This is a genomic window from Streptomyces asoensis, from assembly GCF_013085465.1.
In the GTDB taxonomy this organism is placed as follows: Bacteria; Actinomycetota; Actinomycetes; order Streptomycetales; family Streptomycetaceae; genus Streptomyces; species Streptomyces cacaoi_A.
Genome location: NZ_CP049838.1, coordinates 4,141,508 through 4,159,980 on the forward strand (window position 1 = coordinate 4,141,508; position 18,473 = coordinate 4,159,980).

10 protein-coding genes are annotated in these 18,473 nt (G+C 73.4%); 9 read left to right on the forward strand and 1 reads right to left on the reverse strand.

What is annotated here, in order from left to right; translation table 11 throughout:
* The first annotated feature begins 299 nt into the window (after positions 1 to 299).
* The 9 genes from G9272_RS18465 to G9272_RS18505 all read left to right on the forward strand — a co-directional run bounded on the left by G9272_RS18465 (position 300) and on the right by G9272_RS18505 (position 17,969).
* Positions 300 to 3,956 (forward strand): FHA domain-containing protein, encoded by a 3,657-nt coding sequence (locus G9272_RS18465; RefSeq protein ID WP_171402052.1) that lies wholly within the window; start codon positions 300 to 302, stop codon positions 3,954 to 3,956.
* Between the two features lie 264 nt (positions 3,957 to 4,220).
* Complete coding sequence (locus G9272_RS18470; protein WP_171397606.1) at positions 4,221 to 5,603, forward strand: ABC transporter substrate-binding protein; 1,383 nt, start codon at positions 4,221 to 4,223, stop codon at positions 5,601 to 5,603.
* A gap of 7 nt (positions 5,604 to 5,610) precedes the next feature.
* Positions 5,611 to 6,954 (forward strand): carbohydrate ABC transporter permease, encoded by a 1,344-nt coding sequence (locus tag G9272_RS18475; RefSeq protein ID WP_171397607.1) that lies wholly within the window; start codon positions 5,611 to 5,613, stop codon positions 6,952 to 6,954.
* A gap of 56 nt (positions 6,955 to 7,010) precedes the next feature.
* Entirely contained in the window at positions 7,011 to 7,838 is an 828-nt protein-coding gene (locus G9272_RS18480; RefSeq protein WP_253268214.1) for a carbohydrate ABC transporter permease, read from the forward strand.
* Between the two features lie 200 nt (positions 7,839 to 8,038).
* Positions 8,039 to 10,315 (forward strand): bifunctional glycosyltransferase/CDP-glycerol:glycerophosphate glycerophosphotransferase, encoded by a 2,277-nt coding sequence (locus tag G9272_RS18485; protein ID WP_171397609.1) that lies wholly within the window; start codon positions 8,039 to 8,041, stop codon positions 10,313 to 10,315.
* Positions 10,316 to 10,498: 183 nt separating this feature from the next.
* Entirely contained in the window at positions 10,499 to 12,703 is a 2,205-nt protein-coding gene (locus G9272_RS18490) for a bifunctional glycosyltransferase/CDP-glycerol:glycerophosphate glycerophosphotransferase (protein ID WP_171397610.1), read from the forward strand.
* 8 nt (positions 12,704 to 12,711) lie between these two features.
* Complete coding sequence (locus tag G9272_RS18495) at positions 12,712 to 14,931, forward strand: bifunctional glycosyltransferase/CDP-glycerol:glycerophosphate glycerophosphotransferase (protein ID WP_171397611.1); 2,220 nt, start codon at positions 12,712 to 12,714, stop codon at positions 14,929 to 14,931.
* Positions 14,932 to 14,957: 26 nt separating this feature from the next.
* Positions 14,958 to 16,217: a hypothetical protein gene (locus tag G9272_RS18500; RefSeq protein WP_171402053.1), complete on the forward strand. Its 1,260-nt coding sequence runs from the start codon at positions 14,958 to 14,960 to the stop codon at positions 16,215 to 16,217.
* 192 nt (positions 16,218 to 16,409) lie between these two features.
* A complete protein-coding gene (locus G9272_RS18505; RefSeq protein WP_171397612.1) occupies positions 16,410 to 17,969 on the forward strand; it encodes a hypothetical protein in 1,560 nt (519 codons plus the stop codon).
* Positions 17,970 to 18,001: 32 nt separating this feature from the next.
* Here the strand turns inward: G9272_RS18505 and G9272_RS18510 are convergent, their stop codons facing one another.
* Positions 18,002 to 18,415: an organic hydroperoxide resistance protein gene (locus tag G9272_RS18510; RefSeq protein ID WP_171397613.1), complete on the reverse strand. Its 414-nt coding sequence runs from the start codon at positions 18,413 to 18,415 to the stop codon at positions 18,002 to 18,004.
* Between the last annotated feature and the right edge of the window lie 58 nt (positions 18,416 to 18,473).

Consider the following 18,473-nt stretch of genomic DNA (forward strand, 5'->3'; position numbering starts at 1 on the left):
CGTGTTCCGACCCACTGTAGTGCCGCAGTGCGGACACCGGGCCGTCGTCCTTATCCGAAGGAAAGACGCTCGACCCGGTCTTTCTGGTTGCCGGGGCCGGACGTGACCGATCTCAACTGATCGCCGGTGACGCACTTGTCAGGCACTTTTGCGGGCAGAGCCGACCAATCAAGATCACTTGTCCCCGGGTATGGGGCGCGTTGTCAGTGACAGGTGCGAGGATGCCTTCAGTACTGGCCGCTGTGCTCGTGTGGGGTGGGGGGAAGTCCGCGCCCGTGCAGAAGGGACCGCTGACGGCGATGCAGATCCGGCTGACCGTCGTAGACCCGACGGGCCCGCCCTTCCCCGCGCCGGGCTCCGCTCGCGCCGGGGGACCTCAGGCGCGGGCCCGCACCGCGAGCTGCGACGTGCTGGTCACGGCGCCCGCCGGCACGGCGCTGGCCGCGGTGGCGTCCGCGCTGGCCGCCGCGGTCTCCGGGGAGGGCGCCCCATCGGCCTCCTCCGCGGCCGCGGTCGTGCTCTACGCGGGCGTGGAGCGGCTCGACACCCAGCGCTGCACGCTCGGCGAGCCGCCGCTGATAGACGGCGCCGTGCTGTCCCTGGGCGCCCCGGCCGACCCCGAGCCGCACCCCGAGGTCGACGAGGCCCCGGCCCGTCTGCACGTGGTGGCCGGGCCCGACGCGGGCGGGGTCCATCTGCTGCACGGCGGCCAGGTCCGCGTGGGCCGCTCCGCCGACGCCGACGTACCCCTCGACGACCCGGACGTCTCGCGCCTGCACTGCGCGGTGACGCTCTCCCCCGAGGGCCGGGTCACGGTCGCCGACCTCGGCTCCACCAACGGCACCACCCTGGACGGCGCCCGGGTACAGGCCCGTCCCGTCCGCCTCACCCCCGGCGCCCTTCTGCGCGTCGGCGAGTCGGCCCTGCGCCTGGCCCCGCCCGGCGGCCCCGGTCCACGGGCGGCGACCACTCCGGACGGCGAGGGCCACGTCCGGGTGCCCTGCGCGGGCCCGGACCCGGCGCCGGACGGCGGCCCGTCCGGCGACCGCCCCGGCCCGGTCACGGGCGCGGCACACGCGCGTGCGGCGGGCGACGGCGCGGGCGACCGGGAAGGCCCCTCGGGCCCGACCGGCCACGCCTACGGCACGGTGGACTGGAACGGCTCGCCGGAGGGCCGGGGCGGGCAGACACGCGGCGCCGGGGAGACCCACTCGGCGCCTGCGGTGGTGCCCGGCCAGGGCACGGCGCCGCGCATCGAGAGCCGGCGCGTCGGCGAGGCACGCACAGGTGACCCCGTGCGCCGCAACCAGCCCGGAGCGGTTCCCTCCGGCGGCGTGTCCGGAGCGGGTGAAGGCTCCTCGGCCACCCACGCCGGCCACTCGGGCCTCGGCTCGTTCACCGGGACGTACGACGACGTCCGTGGACCGCACGGCGCGCCGGAGGACGCGGGCGCCCCGCAGCGCCCCGCCGCCTCCGCGCCCGACCCCGCCGCCCCGTCCGGCCCTCCGTCCGCTTCCCCGCCCGCGCCCTCCTACGACGACGCCCCCGAAGCCGATCCCCGCGCGGCCGCCCGCCGCAAAGGCACCCCGCTGCGCGGCACCGACGTGCCCCCGGGCGTGCGGAAACGCGGAGGTCTCTCCGCGTGGGCGCGCCGGCTGGCCGGCGGTCGCGGCGACGCGCAGGACACGGACGCCCCCGGGACCTACGAGGAGGAGGCGGCCGGAGCGCAGTCGTACCCGTCGGCCGCCGCGTCCCCCGTACCCGAGACCTGGCCGGACCCGGCGGCGCTGCTGCTGACGGCGCTGGGCCCGGGCCCCCGGCTGTGGGAACGCGGCCCGGGGCATCCGGAGGCGCTCACCGTGCGGCTCGGCACCGCCGACCGGCCGGCGCCCGACGGCTCGGGCCTGCTGCCCGCCGTACCGGTGACGACGGGGCTGCGCGAGGTCGGCGCGCTCGGTCTGGCCGGGCCGCGCCCGCGACTGTCCGGGCTGGCGCGCGCGGTACTGGCCCAGCTCGCCGCGCTGCACTCCCCCGACACCCTGGAAATCGTCCTGATCAGCACGGACCGCGCGCGTTCCGAGGAGGAGCGCGTCGCCGAGTGGTCCTGGCTGGGCTGGCTGCCGCAGCTGCGCCCCGGGCACGGCCAGGACTGCCGTCTCCTGCTCGCCTACGACCGCGACCAGGCCACGGCCCGCGCCGACGAGCTGCTGCGCCGCCTGGAGGACCACCTGGCCGACAGCGCGGGCGGCTCGAGCGGTACGGGACCGGCCCAGGTACCCGCGCCCCGCAACGCCGGCCGCCGCCCCTCCTGGGCCGTGCCGGACGAGTCGGGCGACGGCGACTTCCCCGGCCCGTACACGGTGGTCGTCGTGGACGGCGATCCCGGCGGCGCCGACCTGCGCGAGGCGGTGGCCCGGCTGGCGGTCGCCGGACCGCGCGCCGGGATACACGTCGTCTGTCTGGCCGAGACGCCGGCCGCCTCCCCTTCCTCTCCGGTGACCGAGACCTACGAAGCGGCCTGTGCGGCGGCGCCCACCTTCCGCGCGTGCGGAGCCGTCGCGCTGCTCAGCGGGGACGTGGCGACGGCGCTGCGGCTGCTGCGGGTCGCGCCGGCCGGGGCGGAGACGGAGCGGCCCGGCCCGGTGGGACCCGGCACGGTCGGCGCGGTGGACGCGGTCTCCCTCGCCTGGGCCGAACGCTTCGCGCGGGCCCTCGCGCCGCTGCGCCCGGACGGCGCGGGCGGCGGCGGTGAGCGGCACACGCGGGTGTCGGCTCCGCTGCCCCAGTCGGCCCGGCTCCTGGACAAGCTCGGGCTCGCCCGGGCCACGCCCGCCTCGCTGATGGCCCGCTGGGCGGACGCGGCGGACGACGCCGAGGCGCTCGGCGGACGGGCGTGGGCCGTGCTCGGCGCGGGGCCGCGCGGCCCGGTCGGCGTGGACCTGGTCGCCGAGGGCCCGCACCTGCTGATCGAGGGCCCGACCGGCAGCGGGCGTACGGAACTGCTGCGGGCGGTCGTGGCCTCGCTGGCCGCCGCCGAGCGGCCGGACCGGCTGGGCATCATCCTGCTGGACGGCCGCGACACCGTCGGCAAGGGCGGCGGCGGTCACGGCGACGGCCTGCGGATCTGTACGGACGTACCGCATGTCACCACCCACCTCACCGCCAACGACCCGGTCCGCATGCGGGAGTTCGCGCAGTCGCTGAGCGCCGAGCTGAAGCGGCGGTCCGAACTGCTGGGCCGTTCCGGCTTCGCGGAGTGGCACACGCAGCGCGCGGTGTCCGGCCGTATCGTCCCGCAACGCACCCCGAACGCCCCGTCCCCGGCAGCCGGGCTCGGCGGCGGCTCCGGCGGCGCCGCCGACATCGAGGCCCCGCCCAGCGCCACCCTGCGGCTGCGCCCGGGAGCGGCCGCCCGGCAGCGGGCCGAGGCGGCGCCCCCGCTGCCCCGTCTGGTGGTGGTCGTCGACGACCTGGACGCGCTCGTCTCACCCGCCCTCGGCTCCCCGGGCCGGCCGGCCGCCGGCTCGGTCATGCGCGCGCTGGAGGCGGTGGCCCGCGAGGGCGAGCGGCTCGGCGTGCACCTGGTGGGCGCGGCAGGCCCCGGCGGCCGTACGGCGGAGTCGGAACCGGCCCGGCTGTCCACCGTTCGGATCACTCTGGACCCGCCGGGTTCCGGCACGGACGAACCGGCGCCGGGCCGCGGCCGTCTCAAGGGCGCGGACGGCCGCCTCACCCCCTTCCAGGGCGGCCGCGTCACGGGCCGCATCCCCCGCACGGCGACACTGCGCCCCACGGTCGTCCCCCTGGAGTGGCAGCGCATGGGCGACCCCCCGGCCCGTCGCCCGGTACGGGAACTCGGCAACGGCCCGACGGACCTGGCCCTGCTGGCCAGCGCCCTGGAGCGAGCCGCGCGGCAACTCAGTCCGTCCGGGGGCGCACCCGCCGGGGGCGCGTGAGGACGAGGCCCTTCAGAGCCGAAGCCGGCCCGAGCGGGGCCCGAGCAGGCGACCGGGGGCGGTGGCCCCTGGTCGACGCCCGGGCCGGGCAACGCGCACCGGTCTCGCATCGACAATCGCGCACCTTGCGATCACGACGCGGTCACGATCCCCCGCTTGACAGCACAGGCGCCCTTGCCGAGCCCAGGCACCCGGCGTAGACCAGTGCTCACGGGACAGCGCTCGAACGTTCACGAGTCGACGAGGACGAAGAACGGGGCAGTGATGCGCAGCACGAGCAACACCATCGGGACACGCAGAACCGTGAAGGCGGCCGCCACGCTCCTGGCGGGAGCGCTCGCGCTCTCGCTCACGGCGTGCGGCAGCGACGACGACAAGAGCGGCGGAAGCGACAGCAGCACCGGAAGCAAGGAATCCGGCGGCACCCTCACCCTCCCCAAGCTCGACGGCACCACGCTCGAAGTGGCCGCCGTATGGACCGGCACCGAACAGGCGAACTTCAAGAAGGTCCTCGCCGAGTTCGAGAAACGCACCGGCGCGAAGATCACCTTCGTGCCCGCCCAGGACCCGATCATCAACTTCCTCGGCTCGAAGATCGCGGGCGGCTCACCGCCGGACGTGGCGATGCTGCCGCAGCCCGGCGCCATCAAGCAGGCCGCCGACAAGGGCTGGGCCAAACCGCTGGGCGCCGAGGCCCAGGCGGAGCTCGCGAAGAACTACTCGCAGGGCTGGCAGGACATCGGGAAGGTGGGCGACAAGCAGTACGGCGTCTACTACAAGGCCGCCAACAAGTCGCTGATCTGGTACAACGCCAAGGTCTTCGAGAACGCGGGCGCCTCCGACCCCGCGACGTGGAAGGACCTGCTGACCACCGCGCAGACGGTGTACGACTCCGGCGTCACCCCGTTCTCGATCGGCGGCGCCGACGGCTGGACCCTCACCGACTGGTTCGAGAACGTCTACCTCTCCCAGGCGGGCCCGGAGAAGTACGACCAGCTCGCCCAGCACAAGATCAAGTGGACGGACCCCTCCGTGAAGGAGGCCCTGACCACCCTGGCCCAGGTCTGGGGCAAGAAGGACTGGGTGGCGGGCGGCGCGAGCGGCGCGCTCCAGACCGAGTTCCCGGCCTCGGTGACCCAGACCTTCACCGGCGGCGAGCAGCCGAAGGCGGCCATGGTCTACGAGGGCGACTTCGTGCAGGTCAACATCGCCGACACCAAGTCGAAGGTCGGCACGGACGCCAAGGTGTTCCCGTTCCCGAAGGTCGGCGACACCGCGCCGGTGGTCTCCGGCGGTGACGCGGCCGTCATCCTGAAGGACTCCAAGGGCGCGCAGGCGCTGGCGACCTTCCTGGCCTCGCCGGACGCGGCGGAGATCCAGGCGAAGCTCGGCGGCTATCTCTCGCCGAACAAGAACGTCGACGTCTCCGTGTACCCGAACGAGGTCCAGCAGACGATCGCCAAGGCGCTGGTCGCGGCCGGCGACGACTTCCGCTTCGACATGTCCGACCAGGCCCCGCAGGCCTTCGGCGGCACCCCCGGCAAGGGCGAGTGGAAGGACCTCCAGGACTTCCTGAAGAACCCGACGGACGTGGCCGGCATCCAGGCGAAACTGGAGTCGGACGCGGCAGCGGCGTACGGGAACTGACGCGGAGATGGCGACGCCCGCGGCGGCGGGGGCTCCCGGGGCCCCCGCCCCTCCTCGCTCGCGCAAGAGTGTGACCGGCACCCGAAGGACCGTGGCCGCGCTGTTCCTGCTGCCCGCCCTGGTGCTGCTCGGCGCACTCGTGGTCTACCCGATCGGGTACTCGGTCGTGCGCAGTTTCTACGACCAGTCCGGCGACGGCTTCGCCGGCGTCGACAACTACAAGGCCCTCTTCACGGACGACGGCATCCGTACCGCCCTGAAGAACAACGTGATCTGGGTGGTGTTCGCGCCGACGGTCGCGACCGTGCTCGGTCTGATCTTCGCGGTGCTGACCGAACGGGTGCGCTGGGGCACCGCGTTCAAGCTGGTCGTCTTCATGCCGATGGCGATCTCGATGCTCGCCGCCGGCATCATCTTCCGGCTGGTCTACGACCAGGACCCGGACAAGGGCGTCGCCAACGCGGTGTGGGTGGGCGTCCACGACACGTTCGCCGAGTCGTCGGCGTTCCCGAAGGCCCACCCGGGCCGCGACTCGCCGCTGCGAGCGGAAGACGGCGGCTTCGTCACCAGGACCCCGGTCCGCACGGGCGTCCCGGTCGCCCTTCCGCTGGTCGGCGTCGCCCCCGACCAGATGCCCGGCAGCGCGGAGAAGGCGGCGAAGGCGCGGCCCGAACAAGGTGAGATCACCGGGACCGCCTGGCAGGACTTCACCCGCGGCAAGGGCGTCGGCACCCTCGGCGCGCCCGACCCGTCCGAACTGGGCTACGCCGGAATGAGGATCGAGGCGGTGAAGGACGGCAAGGTGGTGGCCTCGACGAAGGCGGCCGACGACGGCACCTTCACGCTTCCGGCCAAGGCCGACGGCGCCCTGCTCCGGCTGCCCGCGAGCAACTTCAAGGAGGCGTACAACGGCCTGGACTGGCTCGGCCCGTCGCTGGTCACGCCGGCGATCATCGGCTCGTACATCTGGATGTGGGCGGGCTTCGCGATGGTGCTGATCGCGGCCGGCCTCGCGGGGATTCCGCGGGAACTGCTCGAAGCGGCCCGGGTGGACGGCGCCAACGAGTGGCAGGTGTTCCGCAGAGTCACCGTCCCGCTCCTGGCACCGGTCCTCGCGGTCGTCGCCGTCACCCTGATGATCAACGTGCTGAAGGTCTTCGACCTGGTCTTCATCATCGCCCCCGGCTCCTCGCAGGACGACGCGAACGTGCTCGCCCTGGAGCTGTACCGCAAGGGCTTCTCCGAGGACCAGCCGGGCATCGCCAGCGCCATCGCGGTGTTCCTGCTGCTGCTGGTGATCCCGGTGATGTGGTTCAACGTGCGTCGGCTCAGGCGGGAGGTGCGGCGATGACGGCGACGACGGGGACGACGGGGACGACGGGGACGAAGAAGCGGCTCGAGTGGGTCATGGAGAAGCTCAACGGCGGGCTGGTGCGCGCCTTCCTGATCGTCGTCGGCCTGTTCTGGCTGGTGCCGACCATCGGACTGCTCATCTCCTCCCTCCGCGCCCCCGAGGACATGAGCGCCACCGGCTGGTGGAAGGTGTTCAGCGAGCCCTCCCAACTCACCTTCGACAGCTACCAGAAGCTGCTGGAGAACGGCGACATCACCAACTCCCTCATCAACACCGTGCTGATCACGGTGCCGGCGACGGTCCTGGTCGTCGTCATCGGCGCGCTCGCGGGCTACGCGTTCGCGTGGATGGAGTTCCCGGGCCGGGACTGGTGGTTCCTGGGCGTCGTGGGGCTGCTCGTCGTGCCCGTACAGGTGGCGCTCATCCCGATCGCCGAACTGTTCGGCAGGATCGGCCTGTTCGGGAACATCCTGGGGGTGATCCTGTTCCACGTCGGGTTCGGACTGCCCTTCTCGGTGTTCCTGCTGCGGAACTTCTTCGCGGAGATCCCCCGCGAACTGCTGGAGGCGGCCCGTCTCGACGGAGCCGGTGAACTGCGGCTGTTCGCCCGCGTCGTGATGCCGTTGGGTGCCCCCGCTATCGCGTCCCTGGGCATCTTCCAGTTCCTGTGGGTGTGGAACGACATGCTGGTCGCGCTGGTGTTCACCAACGCCGACAGTCAGCCGATCACGGTCGCGCTCCAGACACAGGTACGGCAGTTCGGCAACAACATCGACGTGCTCGCGCCCGGCGCGTTCATCTCGATGGTGATCCCGCTGGCCGTGTTCTTCGCGTTCCAGCGGCAGTTCGTGTCCGGCGTGATGGCGGGCGCGGTCAAGTAGCCGGTCAAGTGGCCGGTCAAGTGGCCGGTCAAGTGGCCGGTCAAGTGGCCAAAAAGATCAGGGGCGGGCCGGGTCATCGGCCCGTCCCTTTCCGTTCACCCACAATCCCCCGTATGCCGTATGAACCGTAACCAATTCACCCCATCGGCCGTTTCCGGGCAAGGCCCTGTCTTCCGCCCGCGCCGACCCATGGATGTCCCTTGCCCAGGTTCAGTGTCATCGTCCCCGCGTACAAGGTTCAGGCGTACCTGCACGAGTGCCTCGAATCGGTGCTGTCCCAGTCGTTCGCCGATCTCGAACTGATCGTCGTCGACGACCGTTCGCCGGACGCCTGCGGCGAGATCATCGACGAGTTCGCGGCCCGCGACACGCGCGTGCGCGCCGTGCACCTGCCGGAGAACGTCGGCCTGGGGCAGGCCCGCAACGCGGGTCTGGAGCGGGCGACCGGTGACTACCTGCTGTTCCTGGACTCCGACGACACGCTCACCCCGGAGGCGCTGCGCGCGATCGCCGACCGGGTGAAGGAGACGGGCGAGCCGGACGTCCTGGTCTACGACTACGCGAGCACGTACTGGTCGGGCGAGACCGTCCGCAACCAGTTCGCGGCGCAGCTCACCGAGGAGGGCACCGCGCCCTTCCGGCTCGCGGACCGTCCGGGGCTGCTCAGGGTGCTGATGGTGGCCTGGAACAAGGCCTACCGGCGGGAGTTCGTCGAGGGCGTGGGCCTGACGTTCCCGCCCGGCTACTACGAGGACACCCCGTGGACGTACCCGGCACTGATGGCCGCGGAGTCGCTCGCGACGCTCGACCGGGTCTGTGTGCACTACCGGCAGCGCCGCCGGGGCAACATCCTGTCCACCACCAGCCGGGGCCACTTCGATGTCTTCGAGCAGTACGACCGGGTCTTCGCGTTCGTCGAGCAGCGGCCCGAACTCGCGTGCTGGCGACCGGTGTTGTTCCGCCGCATGGTCGACCACCTCTCGACGGTCTTCACCAAGCGCGACCGGCTCCCGCGCGGTTCGCGGGCCGAGTTCCTGCGCCGGGCCCGCGCCCACTACCGCCGTTACCGCACCCCGGGCGTCCCGGTCCCGCTGCGCTCCCGGCTGCGCCACACGCTGGTCCACTTCGGTGTGCATCGCACCTACCGGGTGCTCCAGGCGTCCATGACCGTGCGCCGGCGCACGCACAAGGCCGTCTCGAAACTCGCCCGCGCGCTGCGGGCGGCCGTCCTCCAGGCCCACTACCGCGTCCAGTTGCAGCTGCCGCTGCGCGCCGACCGGGCCGTGTTCGCCGCGTACTGGGGTCGCGGGCACAGCTGCAACCCGGGCGCGCTGGAGGCCGCGTTCCGTACCTTCGCGCCGCAGGTGCGCACGGCGTGGATCGCCCGCCCCGAGCACCAGTCGGCCGTGCCGCCTGGCCCCCGCCAGGTGCGCCCCGGGACGGCCGCCTACTGGACGGCGCTGGCCCGCTCCAAGTACCTGGTGAACAACGTCAACTTCGACCGCCGGCTGGTCAAGCGCCCCGGTCAGGTCTTCGTGCAGACCCAGCACGGCACGCCCCTCAAGCACATGGGCCTCGACCTCCAGGAGCGCCCGGCGGCCGCCCGCGACATGGACTTCGCCGAGCTGCTGAGGGGCGTCGACAAGTGGGACTACGTCCTGTCGGCCAACCGCCACACCACCCTGACCTGGGAGCGCGTCTATCCCGGGCGCTACGAGACCCTCGAGTACGGCTACCCCCGCAACGACGTCTTCCAGCGGGCGACCTCGGCGGACGTGGCCCGGCTGCGCGAGTCCCTCGGCATCCCCCGCGACACGGTCGCCCTCCTCTACGCCCCCACACACCGCGACTACCGCCGCGTCCAGCGCTCCCACCTCGACCTGGAGCGGGTCCTGCGCCGCCTGGGGCCCCGCTTCGTGATCCTGGCCCGCGCCCACTACTGGCAGGAGGCACCGGCCGGCCGGCCGGTGCCCGGCGTCATCGACGTCACCGACCACCCGAGCGTGGAGTCCCTCTGCCTGGCCTCGGACGCCCTGGTCACCGACTACTCGTCCCTCATGTTCGACTACGCCGGCCTGGACCGCCCGATCGTGATCCACGCCGACGACTGGGAGGCCTACGAGGCGGCCCGCGGCACCTACTTCGACCTGCGCGCCTGCCCGCCGGGCGCGGTCGCGCGCAGCGAGGACGAACTGATCGACATCTTCGCGACCGGTCACTGGCGGGGTTCCCGCTCCGCCCAGCTGCGGACCGCTTTCCGCGAGCGCTTCTGCCCGTACGACGACGGCCGCGCCGCCGAGCGCGTCGTACGCCGGGTCGTGCTGGGCGAGACGCTGCTGCCCCCGGTCGTGCCGCTCTCCGAGCGCCGTCCGGTGCCGTCGGCCGCCGCCTCGGCGACGATGCCCGCGGGGCGCCCGGCGCTCGCCCATGTGCCCCCGCCCGCCGGCCCCGTCCTCCCCGTCACCGACCGGCGCTGAACCCCGTTCGTCCCTTCGGGAGTCGCCATGCCCTTCGGCTCGTCGCGGCCCACCCCGACACGGCCGTCCACCTGGCGGCCGGCCGGGCGGCCCGGCCGTAGCGCCTGAAGAACACCGCCACAGACCGACCGCCACAGACCGACTGCCGCAGCCCGTCCGCCGCACCGACAGAGAAAGAGCAGCATGCCCCGCTTCAGCATCATCGTCCCGTCCCATGGGGTCGCGGGCCGGTTGTCCCTGGCGCTGGACTCCGTCCTGGCCCAGTCCTTCGGCGACTTCGAGCTGATCCCGGTCAGCGACGCGCCCGGCACCCCGGCCGCCGTCCTCGCCGCCGGGTACGCGCGGCGGGACTCCCGGGTGGCCCCGGTGCACTCGCCACCGTCCGCCGGGCTGAGCGGGGCGCGCAACACCGGGATGCGGGCGGCGACCGGTGCGTATCTGCTGTTCCTCGACGGTGACGACGTCCTCGCCCCGGGCGCCCTGGCCACGCTGGACGCCCGGCTGGCCGAGACCGGCGACGTCGACGTCCTGTACACCGAGCACGAGCGCACGCCCTGGTGGGACGGCGAGCCGACCAACCCGGCCACCCCGCTGCTGGCGAGGACACCGAAGGGCGCCTTCTCCCCCGCCGAGGCCCCGCACATCACCGGCGTTCAGCTGCCCGCGTGGGGCACGGCCTACCGGCGCTCCTTCATCACCGAGCACCGGCTCGCCTTCCCCGACGGGCACTTCACGGACGTCGGCTTCGGCGGCCTGGTCACCGTGCACGCCGAGCGGATCGCGGTGCTGCGCTCGGTCGTCGTACGGCATCTGCTGCGGCGTCAGGGCCACCGGCTGAACCTGCCGGGCGTACACCATCCGGAGCTCCTGGACCGGATCGAAGCGGTGCTGACCCGGGCGGCCGGACTCGGGCTGTCCGGAGACCGGTCCGGTCCGCTCTTCGAGCAGCTCTTCGCGGCCGTCCTGAAGACGGCCGCGCATCCGGCCCGGCTGACCGGGCGCAGCCGCCGGGCCTTCTTCCGCCGCGCGGGCCGGCTGTACCGGCGCCACCGCCCGGCCGGTTTCCGCGGGCCGGGCGGCAGCCTCGGGGTGCAGCACCGGCTGCTGGCGGCCGGGGCGTACACGGCGTTCCGCGCGCTGCGCGGCGCCAACCAGAAGGCCGCGGGTGCCGTCGAGCGCCTCCCGCGCCCCCAGGGCCTGCGCACCCGCCTGCTCTACCGACGCCAACTGCGCCGCCGTATCGACCCGAACCTGGCGGTGTACTGCGCCTACTGGGGGCGCGGCTATGCGTGCAGCCCGGCCGCGATCCATGCCAAGGCCGCCGAACTCGCCCCGCACATCCGCTCGGTGTTCCTCGTCGAGGCCGACCAGGCGCACGCGATGCCCGAGGGCGTCGACCACGCCGTCATCGGCAGCCGCCGCTCCTGGCAGGTCCTGGCCCGCGCCAAGTACCTGGTCAACAACGCCAACTTCGCGGAGGGCGTGGTCAAGCGCGAGGGCAGTGTGCATGTGCAGACCCAGCACGGCACCCCGCTCAAGAAGATGGGCGTCGACCAGTCGACGTACCCGGTCGTCGCCGCCGCGACCGGCTCCTTCACCAAGCTGCTGGGCCGCGTGGACCGCTGGGACTACAACCTCTCCTCCAACACCCACTCCACCCAGATGTGGGAGCGCGCCTTCCCGGGCTCGTACGAGCAGCTGGAGTACGGCTATCCGCGCAACGACGTCTTCTACACGGCGACCGCGGCCGACGTGGCCCGGGTCCGGCGGGAGCTGGGGGTGCCGGAGGGCAGCACGGCCGTCCTGTACGCGCCCACCCACCGCGACTACCACACCGGTTTCGAGCCGGGCCTAAACCTGGAGGCCTTCTGCGAGGCGGCCGGCGAGGACGTCGTCGTGCTGCTGCGGGCGCACTACTTCTACGACGGGGGCGGCCGGCGCGGCACCGGCCGGATCATCGACGTCACCGGTCACCGCTCCTCCGAGGAGGTCTGTCTGGCCGCCGACGCACTGGTCACCGACTACTCGTCGATCATGTTCGACTACGCCAACCTGGACCGCCCGATCGTCGTGTACGCCGACGACTGGGACGTCTACCGGGAGACCCGGGGCGTCTACTTCGACCTGCTGGCGGCCCCGCCGGGACCGGTCGCCCGCACGCCCGAGGAGCTGACCCGGGTGTTCCGCGACGGCTCGTACGCGGACTCCGGGTCCGCCGCCCGCCGGGCCGCGTTCCGGTCCCGTTTCTGCCAGTTCGACGACGGCCGGGCCGCCGAGCGCGTGGTGCGCCGGGTGCTGCTCGGCGAGCCCCCGGAGGCGATCGAGCCCGTGCGGCCGCTCGCCGAGCGCGTCCCGGCCCCCGCCGCCTCCACCCTCGTAAGGAGCTGACCTCCGCAGTGCCCCGCTTCAGCATCATCGTCCCCTGTTTCAAGGTGCAGGGCTTCCTGCGCGAGTGTCTCGACTCGGTCCTGGAGCAGTCGTACCGGGACATCGAGGTGATCGCCGTCGACGACCGCTCGCCCGACGGCTGCGGCGCGATCCTCGACGAGTACGCGGCCCGCGACGACCGCGTCCGGGTCCTGCACCTGCCGGAGAACGCCGGCCTCGGCCGCGCCCGCAACGCCGGTATGCCGCTCGCGGGCGGCGACTACCTGTTCTTCCTCGACAGCGACGACACCCTCACCCCGGGCGCGCTGGGCGCGATGGCCGACCGGCTCGACGAGGCCGGCGACCCGGACGTGCTGGTCTTCGACTACGCGCGCACCTACTGGTGGGGCGGCACCCGCAGGAACTCCCTCGCCCACGTCCTCGCGGAGGGCGGCGACGGCACCTTCACGACCGCCGAACGCCCGGAGATCCTCGACCTGTTGATGGTCGTGTGGAACAAGGTCTACCGGCGGGAGTTCGTCGAGGAGAACGAGTTCTCCTTCCCGCCCGGCTACTACGAGGACACGCCCTGGACGTTCCCGGTCATGCTCAGCGCGGACCGGATCGCCACGCTGGACCGGATCTGCCTCAACTACCGCCAGCGGCGGCAGGGCAACATCCTGTCCACCACCAGCCGCAAGCACTTCGACATCCACGACCAGTACGAGCGGGTCTTCGCCTTCGTCGACTCCCGCCCGGGACTGGCGGGTTGGCGGCCGTACCTGCACCGCAAGATGGGCGAGCACTGTCTCGACATCCTCGCCAAGCCGGACCGGCTGCCGCCGTCGGACAAGGGCGAGTTCTTCCGCCGTACGGCCGAGCTGTTCGCCCGCCACAAGCCCGCCGGTGAGCCGGTGCCCGCCGAACTCCGGTCCCTGGAGGGCGGTTACGCGGCCTACCGGATCAAACGGAGGGCCGGGCAGGCGGCCCGGGAGTTCGCCCGGCGCGGCGGGCAGGCGAGCCGGGCGGCGGGCGGGCGGCTGCGCCGGGCTCCGAACGCCGTGCGCGGGCACCGCCCCCTGGACCCGCACCTCGTCCTGTACTCGGCGTTCTCGCACCGGGGCGTGCTCGGCGATCCGGGAGCCGTCTACGAGAAGGCGCGGGAGATCGCACCGCAGCTGCGCGGGGTGTGGGTGGTGCGCGACGAGGAGACGGCCGAGCGGCTCCCGGCGGGCGTGGAGCACGTACTGCTCGACTCCCCCGCCTACCGCCGGGTCGGCGCGCGGGCCGGCTTCTTCGTCAACAACGTCAACTGGCCCGGCACCCTGGCCAAACGACCCGGCAGCGTCCATGTCCACACCCACCAGGGCACCCCGCTGAAGTACATGGCGGCCGACCTGCTCCAGCGGCCCGGTGCCCGGCACGGCCTGGACGTGCCGCAGATGCTGCGCCGCGCCGACCGCTGGGACTTCAGCCTGGTCGCCAACCAGCACTCCGAACTGGTGTGGGAGCGGGCGTACCCGTGCCACTTCACCTCGGTGCGGACCGGGAGCCCGCGCAACGACGTGCTGGTGAACGCCGGTCCGGAGGCGGGTCTCGCGGTCCGCGCGCGGCTCGGGATCCCGGCCGGTCACACGGTCGTGCTGTACGCGCCGACCCGCCGCGAGTACGTGCGCGGCGGGCACGTCGACCGGCTCGACCTGGCCCGGCTCGCCGCCGACCTGGGCGAAGGGCACACCCTCGTCGTACGGCTGCACCCGTCGCTGGCGACCGGCCCGGCGCGCGGGATGGGCCTGGCCGACCTGCACCGGCGCGGAGTGCTGGTGGACGCGACGGACGAGCCGCGCGTCGAGGACGTCATGCTCGCCTCCGACGTCCTGGTCACCGACTACTCGGCCCTGATGTTCGACTACGCCAACCTGGACCGGCCGATCGTCGTCCACGCCGACGACTGGGCCGTGTACACGGCGAGCCGGGGTGCCTACTTCGACGTCACCGCCGACGCGCCCGGCCATGTCTCGCGCACCTATCGGGAACTGGCCTGGCTGCTGGCCTCCGGCAGCTGGCGCGACGAGGAGTCGGCGCGGCTGCGGGCGGGGTTCCGGGAGCGGTTCTGCGCCTACGACGACGGGCGGGCCGCCGAGCGGGTCGTCCGGCGGCTGCTGCTGGGCGAGGAATTCATCGAGGGGGCCGCCCTGCCGAAGGTGCCCGGCCCGGCCGGGGCCCGCGATCTGCTCGCGTCGACGTGAGGACTCCCCCACGGCCGCGCACCTGGGTGCTGGTCCTGGTCGCCGTGTTCGCGCTGCTCCAGCTCGCGAACGTGACCGGCCGGGACACCCCGGACAGCAAGAACTACCTGTCGTACGCACTGAGTCTGCGCGGTGAGGGCAAGCGCGAGGCGGCGGACGTGACCATCGCCTACGCCTGCGCGGGTGAGGCCTCGACCGCGGCCCGCCGGCAGAGCGTGGACGTGCTCCGCTTCGACGATCCCGACCCCGGCCGCCGGGTCGCGGCCGAGTGCCGCAAGCGGGAGTGGCGCACCGTCGACGCGCGGCTGCGGGCGGGGCAGACCGGCGGGCACACCGTGCCGTTCATGCCGGAGCGCTTCATGCGGATCTTCGAGGCGCGCCCCGGCTACCCGGTGTTCCTGCTTCCGTTCATCACCCTGTTCGGCGTGACCTGGGGCGTGTGGCTGGCGGGTGTCGCGGTGACGGCGACGGGCGGGGTGCTGGTGTTCCTGATCCTGCGCACCCGGCGCGCGCCGACCTTCGTCTGTCTGACCGGGCAGGCCCTGTACTACGTGCTGCCGTGCGGTACGACCGCCATGCGCCCGATGACCGAGGGCCTGATGTTGGCGCTGACGCTGGCGGCGGTGTGGGGGTGCGCGCTGGCACTGGACGGGGAGGTGCGGGCGGGGGCGTGGCTGGTCGGCGGTTCGCTGGCCGCCCTGTTCACCGTCAAGCACTCGCAGGCGCTGTTCCTCGGGCTGTGTCTGGCGGGCGCGGGCGCGCTGATCGCCGTACGGCGCCGGCGGAGCGGTCGGCCGCCGGGGCTCGGGGTGGTCGTGGTGGCCGTGGCGGGTGGTTTCGGGGTGCTGGGGACGCTGGTACTGGCGAGGCTGCTGCACTATCCGTCCGAGTCGGAGAGCCTCCAGGATCTGCTGACCCACCACTTCGACCGGCCGGACCGCACGCAGGTGTGGCCGGAGTTCCTGCGTCTCCAGGGGAACTTCTGGGTGGAGTGGTTGCGCCGGCAGCTGTGGGAGCCGCTGTTCGTGGCCGCGCTGGCGGCCGGGGCGTGGGGTGTGACGCGGGGGCGGCGGCGGGCGTTCGGCGTCTTCGTGCTCGGCGCCGCCTGCACCGGGGTCCTCACCCAGGCCGGACACCCGGACATCGGCATCTGGGGCGACCGGTTGATCGTGCTGGCGTGGCTGCTGCCGGTGCTGGGGGTGCCGCTGCTGCTGGAGCCCGTGCTGCGGGGGCGGGTGGCCCTGCCGGCCCAGGAAGGCTCCGATCGGGCTCACTCCTTGAGGTGACTTTCGGCAAGGCCGTTGACCGGGCGGGAAGATACGGCCAATGCCCCTCTTTGCCCAGCCCGGACCCCGGTACGGTGCGCCCTTCCGTTCCCTGCCCGGTTCCCTGTTCGACTCCTTCCCCGGCGCGGCCCGATCCGGTGCGGCCCGATCCGGTGCGGCCGGGTGCGGCGCCGCCCGGTCCGGTGCGGTCCGTTGAGCACCGGTGTCCTGACCCGGCGGCCCACGCTCGGTGTGACGGCGCTGCGCGGGGGGCGGGGGTGGCGGCCGACCCCGTACCAGGCCCTCGGCTTCCTGTTCTGGCTGGTGATGTCGCTGGCGTACTGGCGGGTGCCGCAGTGCTGCGACGCCGGCCAGCACGCGGCGGTCGTCGAACGTCTGAAGGACCGTCTTCTGAGCCCGCGGCACCCGATGGGCGATCTGCCGGGTGCGGGCAGCCCCTACTACTCGCCGTACGCGGTGGCGGAGGGCGCGTTCGCCCGGGTGACCGGGCTGACGGGCTGGGCGGCGCTGCGGGTCGCCGGCCCGGTGAACCTGCTGGTGCTGCTGACCGGTATCGGCCGCTTCACGCGCGTGCTGACGCCGAGACCGTGGGCGCCGGTGCTCGGGCTGGCGGCGATGACGCTGCTGTGGGGCACCGAGCGGGCCTGGTGGAGCGGCTACCTGGGCCTGATGTCGATGACCGGCAACCTCGGCTACCCGTCCACCTTCGCCGTCGGGCTCACCTTCTGGGCGTGGGCCCTGGCGGGCACGCGCGCGCGTGACGCGCGGCGGGTGCGCTACGTGGGTCCGAGCGGGCTGCGCGGCTACACCGGGTACGTGGCACTGGGCGTGCTGTACGGGGTGATCCTGCTGGTGCATCCGATCACGTCGATCGCGGCGGTGACCGGGGGCGCGGCCTTCGTCGTGGGGTGGCAGCGCGGGTGGCGGGCCGCGGTGGCCGCCCGATGGGCGGTGGTGGGGGCGGTGGCGCTGCTGGTGGCCGCTCTCTGGCCGTACTTCGACGTGTTCGAGCTGGCCGGGAACGACAGCGTGGACGCGATGCACCGGCGGCTGTACGACGGGCTCGTGGGCCATTTCTGGCTGGCGCTGCTGGGGGTGCCGGCGCTGTGGGCGCGGGGGCGCCGCTCGGCGCGCGACCCGCTGGTGCTGATGTTCGCCCTGGAGTGCCTGGTGGTGGCGTACGGCTTCGTCAGCGGCCACTACACCTGTGGGCGGATCCTCGGGCTCACCCTGGTGCCGCTCCAGTTCGCGCTGGCCGTGGAACTGGCGGCGCCCCGGCCCTGGCGGGTGGGGCGGCGGGTGCTGGGCGCGGTCGCGGCGGGCGCGGCCTGTCTCGGTTTCCTCACGGTGCAGGCGGGGGCGGTCGTGCCGCGGGCACTGGACCCGGTCGGCTTCGCGCCGCCGCCGCGCTGGCCCGCGTACGACTGGGCCGCACGGCACATCGGGCCCGGCGAGGTGGTGGTCACCGACGGGTACTACGCGGTCCACGCGATCGCCGGGTACGGGCCGAACCTGGCCGCGCCGGCCTGGCCGGACGCGGCCCTGGACGAACGCGAGCGGCTACGGCGGCTCGCCGACGTCCGCACCTACCTCTCCCGCGGGTCGACCCGCGCCGAGCGGGTGGGGATCGCCCACCGCTACCGCATCCGCTGGCTGCTCCTCACGCGCTGGCACCCGCTGCCCGAGGAGGCCGTGGTGGTGGCGTGGAGCCGGCGGACGGGGGAGGTGCTGGCGCGGGTCGGGACCCGCTGAACCGCCGCACCCGCCCGGAAGCGGGTCGGCGACTACTCGATGACGAGGTCGACCTCGATGTTGCCGCGGGTGGCGTTGGAGTAGGGGCAGACCTGGTGGGCGGTCTCGACCAGCTTGCGGCCGGTCGCCTCGTCCAGGCCGTCGGGCAGCTCGACGCGCAGCGTCACCTTGAGGCCGAAGCCCTCGCCCTGCTTGCCTATGCCGACCTCGGCGGTCACGGCGGCGTCGGTGACGTCGACCTTCGCCTGGCGTCCGACGAGACCGAGGGCGCTGCCGAAGCAGGCCGCGTAACCGGCGGCGAAGAGCTGCTCGGGGTTGGTGCCCTGACCGTTGCCGCCCAGCTCCACCGGCGGGGCCAGCTGGAGGTCGATCTTGCCGTCGGAGGAGACGGCGCGACCGTCGCGGCCGTGGGTGGCGGTGGCGACTGCGGTGTAGAGCGCGTCCATGGATGAACCATCCCTCTCGGAAGTCATGTCGGGGGGTGGCCGGCCCTCGCGCTGTTCG

What these genes read in the sequence shown, in the direction of transcription:
- G9272_RS18475 (WP_171397607.1), top strand. Translation starts at nt 5,611, where the DNA reads ATGGCGACGCCCGCGGCGGCGGGGGCTCCCGGGGCCCCCGCCCCTCCT.
- G9272_RS18510 (WP_171397613.1), bottom strand. Translation starts at nt 18,415, where the DNA reads ATGGACGCGCTCTACACCGCAGTCGCCACCGCCACCCACGGCCGCGAC.
- G9272_RS18470 (WP_171397606.1), top strand. Translation starts at nt 4,221, where the DNA reads ATGCGCAGCACGAGCAACACCATCGGGACACGCAGAACCGTGAAGGCG.
- G9272_RS18480 (WP_253268214.1), top strand. Translation starts at nt 7,011, where the DNA reads ATGGAGAAGCTCAACGGCGGGCTGGTGCGCGCCTTCCTGATCGTCGTC.
- G9272_RS18465 (WP_171402052.1), top strand. Translation starts at nt 300, where the DNA reads ATGCAGATCCGGCTGACCGTCGTAGACCCGACGGGCCCGCCCTTCCCC.
- G9272_RS18490 (WP_171397610.1), top strand. Translation starts at nt 10,499, where the DNA reads ATGCCCCGCTTCAGCATCATCGTCCCGTCCCATGGGGTCGCGGGCCGG.